General features: G+C 55.8%; 5 protein-coding genes and 1 pseudogene. 4 read left to right on the top strand and 2 right to left on the bottom strand.

The annotated features are described in order from the left end of the window. Positions 1-93 precede the first annotated feature (93 nt). Positions 94-255, bottom strand: a pseudogene (locus B2W52_RS05955) (transposase); the annotation flags it as partial. A 338-nt stretch (positions 256-593) separates the two neighbouring features. Continuing rightward, positions 594-1,136: a helix-turn-helix domain-containing protein gene (locus B2W52_RS05950; protein ID WP_050898231.1), complete on the bottom strand. Its 543-nt coding sequence runs from the start codon at positions 1,134-1,136 to the stop codon at positions 594-596. A 460-nt stretch (positions 1,137-1,596) separates the two neighbouring features. On the opposite strand from B2W52_RS05950, the gene purU reads away from it, so the two are divergent. The 4 genes from purU to B2W52_RS05930 form a co-directional block, all read left to right on the top strand. Further along, positions 1,597-2,469: a formyltetrahydrofolate deformylase gene (purU, locus tag B2W52_RS05945; protein WP_008169841.1), complete on the top strand. Its 873-nt coding sequence runs from the start codon at positions 1,597-1,599 to the stop codon at positions 2,467-2,469. Positions 2,470-2,488: 19 nt separating this feature from the next. Next, complete coding sequence (locus B2W52_RS05940; protein WP_008169839.1) at positions 2,489-3,730, top strand: FAD-dependent oxidoreductase; 1,242 nt, start codon at positions 2,489-2,491, stop codon at positions 3,728-3,730. 11 nt (positions 3,731-3,741) lie between these two features. Further along, on the top strand, positions 3,742-4,008 hold the full coding sequence (locus B2W52_RS05935) for a sarcosine oxidase subunit delta (RefSeq protein ID WP_273070714.1): 267 nt from the start codon (positions 3,742-3,744) through the stop codon (positions 4,006-4,008). Further along, positions 3,992-6,434, top strand: a 2,443-nt coding sequence (locus B2W52_RS05930) for a 2Fe-2S iron-sulfur cluster-binding protein (RefSeq protein WP_286801889.1), incomplete at its 3' end; no start/stop codon positions are given. The genes B2W52_RS05935 and B2W52_RS05930, both read left to right, overlap by 17 nt.

Genomic DNA, 6,434 nt, shown 5'->3' with positions numbered 1-6,434 from the left:
CCGGAATCATTGAACCACTACATATGTCAGAGCTTTCTGCACCATCACAGGGATCATATCGCTCTAACCGCACCACTTTAGGGAAGAGAAATTAGCTTGGCTTGACCCTTCGGGACCATTCTCATAGGCGATCAGGATGTGCTCTAGAACACGGTTCGTCAACTCTGTCAGTACCGATAGCCAGAACTTCGCACCCTCGGTCTCGGCCAGCCAGAGGCCCAGCAACTCTTTCTGTCCCTCTATGTTGATTCCCAGAGGGCGTCACCTTAGAGGTGCGAACGATTCTTTTCGTCCCTTGCTGATTCCCGTGACGATTAGTGGTCTTCACTGGTTGGAGAGTAGGGGGCAATGTCTTCTTCGGAGCGTCCCGCGCGAGTACCGGAGGAGCTCGGGTACGCCGAAAATACTAAGAGGCATCTCGCCCCTGAGGATTCGGACTCGAAAGTGGAAATGGAGATTCGGGAAGCCGCCTTAACATGGCTGGCGCCTAGTCCCCGACCTTTTCCTTTATGGACTCTAATCTCTTCCCATATAGCACTGGGCTTCTGTAGCGCATTCAACGACTTTATCGGTTTCATGTCGGGCGCTGGGGGCTAGTCGTCGTAATGAATGATGGAGAGCAGTCTGATTGGCACTTTAAGCAGCTCCTCCGGGCCGTGAGGAACTTCGCTATCGAATGATAGCGAATCACCGGGCCCCATTTCGTAGAGGTGATTGCCATGCCGATACAGTATTTCACCTTCCAGTATGTATATGAATTCAAGGCCCGGATGGGAAAACGTAGGAAAGACCTCAGCTGCATCGTCCATGATGATCAGAAAAGGTTCGTAGCTTTTCTGGCTGCCCCGGTGGTAGTTAAGTAGCTGGTAGGTATGTCCCTTCTCAGTTCCCCTTCGAACCACCTCCATGCCTTGCCCGGCCTTGGTTAGCTGGGCGCCACCGTCAGGCCGGTCATAATCACTGAATAACTGCGAAATCGGCAGACTGATTGCGTCGCAAAGCCTGCTGAGCGTCTCGAGGCTGGTCGATACTTGGGCGTTCTCGATCTTGCTGACCATGCCCTGGCTTAGCTCTGCAATACGAGCTACGTCGGTGATCTTCAGGCCCTGCTCCTGTCGCTTTCGCTTTACCCGCATACCGATGTACTGCTCAAGTTTCAGGCGAGGATTGTGGTTTTCACGGCTGAAGCTGATTTTTCCCTCTTCCAGGGCTTCAATGTGTCGCGATGCAGGGCTATCAGTGGGCATAGGGCTCTCCTCGATCCAGCATAGTCTAACCGCATTATTCCTGTTCGGAAAACATCTTTCTCAATACCCGCCGTGTGCGATCTGTAGCGGCTACTCTCAGCGTCCCGTTGCAGAGTTTTGATCCTTATTGGTGCGGCCTGGCATCAATTTGGTGCGACTTTGGGCGGTTTTTGTTGCGGCTACCTTCTTTCATCATATATTCCTGTGGGTAAATATATATTCATTAAAGTACGGTTTTCAGGAGCTTACGAAACAAAGGGAACTTAATTCTGCTGCCGAGTTCATTTTGGCAAGCCTTGTGCTTTACCAAAGGGAAACTAAATTTCTTGTTAGAGAAAAAGGCAGGGGAATGGTACTTAATCCTGAAAACACACGTCGCTACAAACTCTCGATATCCTGTCCCGATACCGTGGGTATTGTGGCAGCGGTTTCACAGTTCATTGCCAATCACAAAGGCTGGATCATTGAGGCTCACCAGTTCGCCGATGCAGAGTCCTGTCTGTTTTTCATGCGTTACGAGGTGGTAGCTGATTCGCTTCCGTTCGGCCTGGAGGAATTCCGGGCAAAGTTCAACGACCTGGCGGAACGGTTTTCTATGAATTGGGACATCACGGATTCCGCGCAGAGAAAACGGGTCGTGGTCATGGTCTCCAAAGAGTCGCACTGTCTCTCCGACCTGCTTTACCGGTGGCGTGCCGGGGAGCTGGATTGCGATATCCCCTGTGTCATTTCAAACCACGAGACCCTGCGCTCTTTTGTTGAGTGGCACGGTATACCGTTTATCCACGTTCCCGTCGATAAAGCCGACAAAAAACCACATTTTCAGGCGGTTCAGGAGCAAATTGCGTCTGTCGAGGCCGACGCCATCGTACTAGCCAAGTACATGCAGATCATTCCCGAAACCCTGTGCGAAAAGTATCCGGGCCGCATCATCAACATCCACCACAGTTTCTTGCCGTCCTTTATCGGGGCGCGCCCCTATCACCAGGCAGCAGAACGCGGTGTGAAACAGATCGGAGCCACCTGCCATTACGTGACACCGGACCTTGATGCCGGACCCATCATCGAGCAGGACGTGCTTCGAGTTACCCACCATAACACCACCAAAGACATGGTCCGTTTGGGCAAGGATGTGGAAAAAGCGGTTCTTGCTAGGGGACTGCGTTATCACATCGAAGACCGCGTCCTGGTGAACGGCAACAAGACCGTTGTATTCGCCTGAAACCGGAAGGGAGAGAGTAATGTCCTGGAAACTACTGAAATACGGGTTCAAGCGTTCGCACGACGAACCGCGTTTCTTCCCGGAGCCCAAGGAACTGAAGTCGCACTATGACGTCGTCATTATCGGCGGTGGTGGTCACGGTATGGCGTGTGCCTACTATCTGGCAAAAGAGCACGGCATTACCAATGTGGCTGTTCTGGAGCAAGGCTACATCGGTGGCGGCAATACCGGTCGCAACACCACGATTGTGCGCTCCAACTACCTGACTCCGGAAGGCGTCAAGTTCTACGACACCAGTGTGAAGTTGTTCGAGGATCTTTCCGACGAGTTTGATCTCAACATTTTCTACTCCACACGGGGGCACTTCACTCTGGCACACACCGACAGCGCAATGCGAACCATGCGTTGGCGGGCTGAGGTCAACAAGCATTATGGCATCGACAGTGAGGTAGTCGGTCGCGATGAAATCGGCAAGGCCGTGCCTTATATGGATTTGGAATGTGCCGGTCATACTCCGGTAATGGGGGCACTCTACCACGCGCCCGGATCGGTGGCTCGGCACGACGCGGTGGCCTGGGGCTATGCCCGTGGTGCCTATAACCGTGGCGTCGAGATTCATCAGAGAACCCGTGTCACCGATATTCGTACCCGTGACGGACGGGTGATAGGTGTTGATACAGATCGGGGTGCCATCAGTTGTGGCAAGGTTATCTCTATGGTGGCCGGCTCCACCCCACGCATTACTGAAATGCTGAACCTGCCGACGCCCATCGAGATCTTCCCTCTGCAGGCGTGCGTGTCCGAGCCGGTCAAGCCGTTTATGGACACCATTGTCGTCTCCGGAAGTCTGCATGTGTATGTCAGTCAGTCGTCACGGGGCGAGATGGTGATGGGCGCCTCCGTGGATCCCTCCGTGCTCCACTCCACACGCTCCTCCTTTGATTTTGTCGAGGGTCTGGCTGACCAGATGGTGGACCTGTTCCCGTTCATGAGCCGCCTGAAAGTCATGAGGCAGTGGGCGGGCATGAGCGATATGACCCCGGATTTTGCTCCCATTATGGGTAAAACTCCCATCGAAGGGTTCTATCTGGATGCCGGTTGGGGCACCTGGGGCTTCAAGGCGACGCCGGTTAGCGGCAAGACCATGGCCTGGACCGCGGCCAATGACCAGACCCACGAACTGATCGAACCATTCCGCTACAGCCGCTTCGCCGACTTCGATCTGGTCGGAGAGAAAGGCGCTGCATCGGTCGGACATTGAGGAGTCGAAAAATGAAATTACTGGATTGTCCACTGATCGGTCGTCGTCCCATCAGTGAATTCGATTACGTCGGAGAGGTGCGCAAGCCGCCGGTGGACTGCGATACCGAAACCTGGGCAGGTTTTGTGTTCAACCGCCAGGGCGCACCCAGTGTCCTGCGTGAGCGCTGGTATCACCGGCCAACCGGTTACTGGTTCATCCTTGACCGAGACACGCTGACCGATGAGGTGAAAGCGATCGTCGATGCCCGGGAGGTGCGTTATGACATACCGGCTTGATCAACAACCCCTGGAATGGATCGATCGCGGCAGAACAGTGACCTTCAGTTTCGAAGGGAAGAGCCTGTCCGGTTTTGCCGGGGATAGCATTAGTTCGGCGCTGATGGCCTCCGGCCACTCATTGCTGGGGCGTAGTTTCAAATACCATCGTCCTCGCGGCGCCCTGACGCTGGCGAATCATGACGTGAACGCTCTGTTTCAGAGTGCGCACGCCACCAATATCCGCGGCGATGTCGAGCCTTTGACCGAAGGGATTGAGCTTAAGGCCTGTAACGTTAATGGCTCGCTGGCGAATGATCGGGATCGTTTCATCGGTTTGTTCGCCCGCTTTATGCCGGTGGGTTTCTACTACAAAGCCTTTCACCGACCGAAGAAGCTGTTTCCCTTCTGGGAGCGCAAGATCCGGGAAAAAGCCGGTCTAGGCCGGGTCAATACTGACTGGACCGAGCAGCGCACACCCAAGCGCTACGATTTCTGTGAGTTGCTAGTTGTCGGAGCCGGCGCCAGCGGCATGCAAGCTGCGCTGACAGCGGCAGAGGCCGGGGCGGACGTAGTGCTGGTCGATGAGAACCCGCATATTGGCGGCAGCCTTGATTACCAGCTGGCCAATGAACCAGCGGCGACCGGGGTAAGAGCCGCCCTGAAGGATAAGGTGCGGAACCATGCCAACATCCGTCTGTTTGAACAGCACTATGCTACTGGCTGGTACACAGATCACTACATTCCCCTGGTTGGCCCGAAGGGTATTACCAAATTGCGTGCAGAGGGAATGATCTGTGCCACTGGGGTCATGGAGCAGACAGCTGTGTTCCGGAACAACGACCTGCCGGGCGTAATGATGGCTTCTGCTGCCCAGCGTTTGATTTCCCGCTACGCGGTCAGTCCGGGCCACCGGGCCGTCGTACTCTGTGCCAATGACGAAGGCTACCGTGCCGCCCTGGATTTGATGGAGGCCGGCATTGAATTGGCTGCAGTGGTGGATCTTGAATCAACACCTCAGCGTGGCTCCTGGGCGCAGCAGGTTACTGATAAGGGGGTTCCTGTCTACCGCGGATGCGGGATCTACGCCGCTCAGGGAAGTCGGCACCTTCAATCTGTCCAGGTGGCTGCATTTAATGGCAAGGACTGTGATCCGTCCGAGCTAACGGCCATCGATTGTGATCTTTTGCTGATGAGCGTGGGCTGGGCCCCGGCTTCCCAACTGCTTTACCAGGCTAAGGGCAAACTGGGTTATGACGACACCCTGCAGCAGATCCTGCCCCGAGAACTGCCCGCTGGCATCCATGCCTGTGGGCGTGTGAACGGAGCTTTCACCCTAGAGCAACGCCTGGCCGATGGTAAACGCGCCGCCCGGGCCGCGCTGGCTGAGCTGAGGGGTGAGTTCCATGCCGAAAGCCAGACTCTACACCGGGATCGGCAGGCTCATAGCCACCCGTGGCCCATAGTCTCTCATCCGGCGGGCAAGAATTTTGTCGATATGGATGAAGACCTCCAGTTGAAGGACCTTGTTAATGCCGCTAAAGAGGGCTTCGACAACATTGAGCTGATTAAGCGCTTTTCGACCATCGGCATGGGTCCAAGCCAGGGCAAGCATTCGAACATGAACGGTATCCGCATCCTCGCTGCGATTCGGGGCCAGTCGATCGACAAAACCGGCTCGACCACAGCCCGGCCCATGTTCCACCCGGTACCGGTCAGCGCCCTGGCCGGGCGGCGCTTCCGCCCAGAAAGACGTACCCCAATGCAGGAATGGCACGAGGCCCATGGCGCCCGGATGATGGAAGCCGGACACTGGCAGCGGCCGGAATACTACGGCCAGCCGGAAGAACGCGAACAGGCCATTCTGCGTGAAGCTCAGGCAGTGCGCAGCCGTCTGGGGCTGATCGATGTCTCCACCCTGGGCAAGATCGAGGTTCTGGGACCGGATGCCGCGAGGCTCCTAGATGCGGTTTACACCATGAAAATGTCTACCATCAGGCAGGGCATGACACGTTATGCCCTGCTGGTGGAAGACAGTGGTGTGATCATTGATGACGGTATTGCCGCCCGACTTGGTGAAGACCGCTTTTATGTATCCGCCACCACCAGTCATGCGGCAGCGACCTTCCGCATTCTGTCTCAGACGGTGATGGATCTGGGACTGGATGTGCGCCTGGTGAACCTGACCGACTCCCTGGCGGCGATGAATCTTGCCGGACCTTTGTCGCGCGAGCTTCTTAAGACGCTGACGGATGTGGATCTGAGCGAAGAGAGCTTCCCCTATCTGGGCATCCGCGAGGGCACAATGTGTGGCGCAAAAGTGCGGCTGATCCGTGTCGGTTTTGTTGGCGAACTGGGCTATGAGATCCACGCGCCTGCCCACAAAGCCATGGAAATCTGGCATACGCTGATGCGTGCCGGTGCCCGGTACAACATCCGTCCGTTTG

The organism is Marinobacter sp. UBA2498 (assembly GCF_002341575.1).
GTDB lineage: Bacteria > Pseudomonadota > Gammaproteobacteria > Pseudomonadales > Oleiphilaceae > Marinobacter > Marinobacter manganoxydans.
This window is presented reverse-complemented; position numbering and strand designations above follow the sequence as displayed.

Bases quoted from the DNA above. Each gene is read 5' to 3' on its own strand.
- B2W52_RS05950 (WP_050898231.1), bottom strand. From the start codon at position 1,136: ATGCGGGTAAAGCGAAAGCGACAGGAGCAGGGCCTGAAGATCACCGAC.
- purU (WP_008169841.1), top strand. From the start codon at position 1,597: ATGGTACTTAATCCTGAAAACACACGTCGCTACAAACTCTCGATATCC.
- B2W52_RS05940 (WP_008169839.1), top strand. From the start codon at position 2,489: ATGTCCTGGAAACTACTGAAATACGGGTTCAAGCGTTCGCACGACGAA.
- B2W52_RS05935 (WP_273070714.1), top strand. From the start codon at position 3,742: ATGAAATTACTGGATTGTCCACTGATCGGTCGTCGTCCCATCAGTGAA.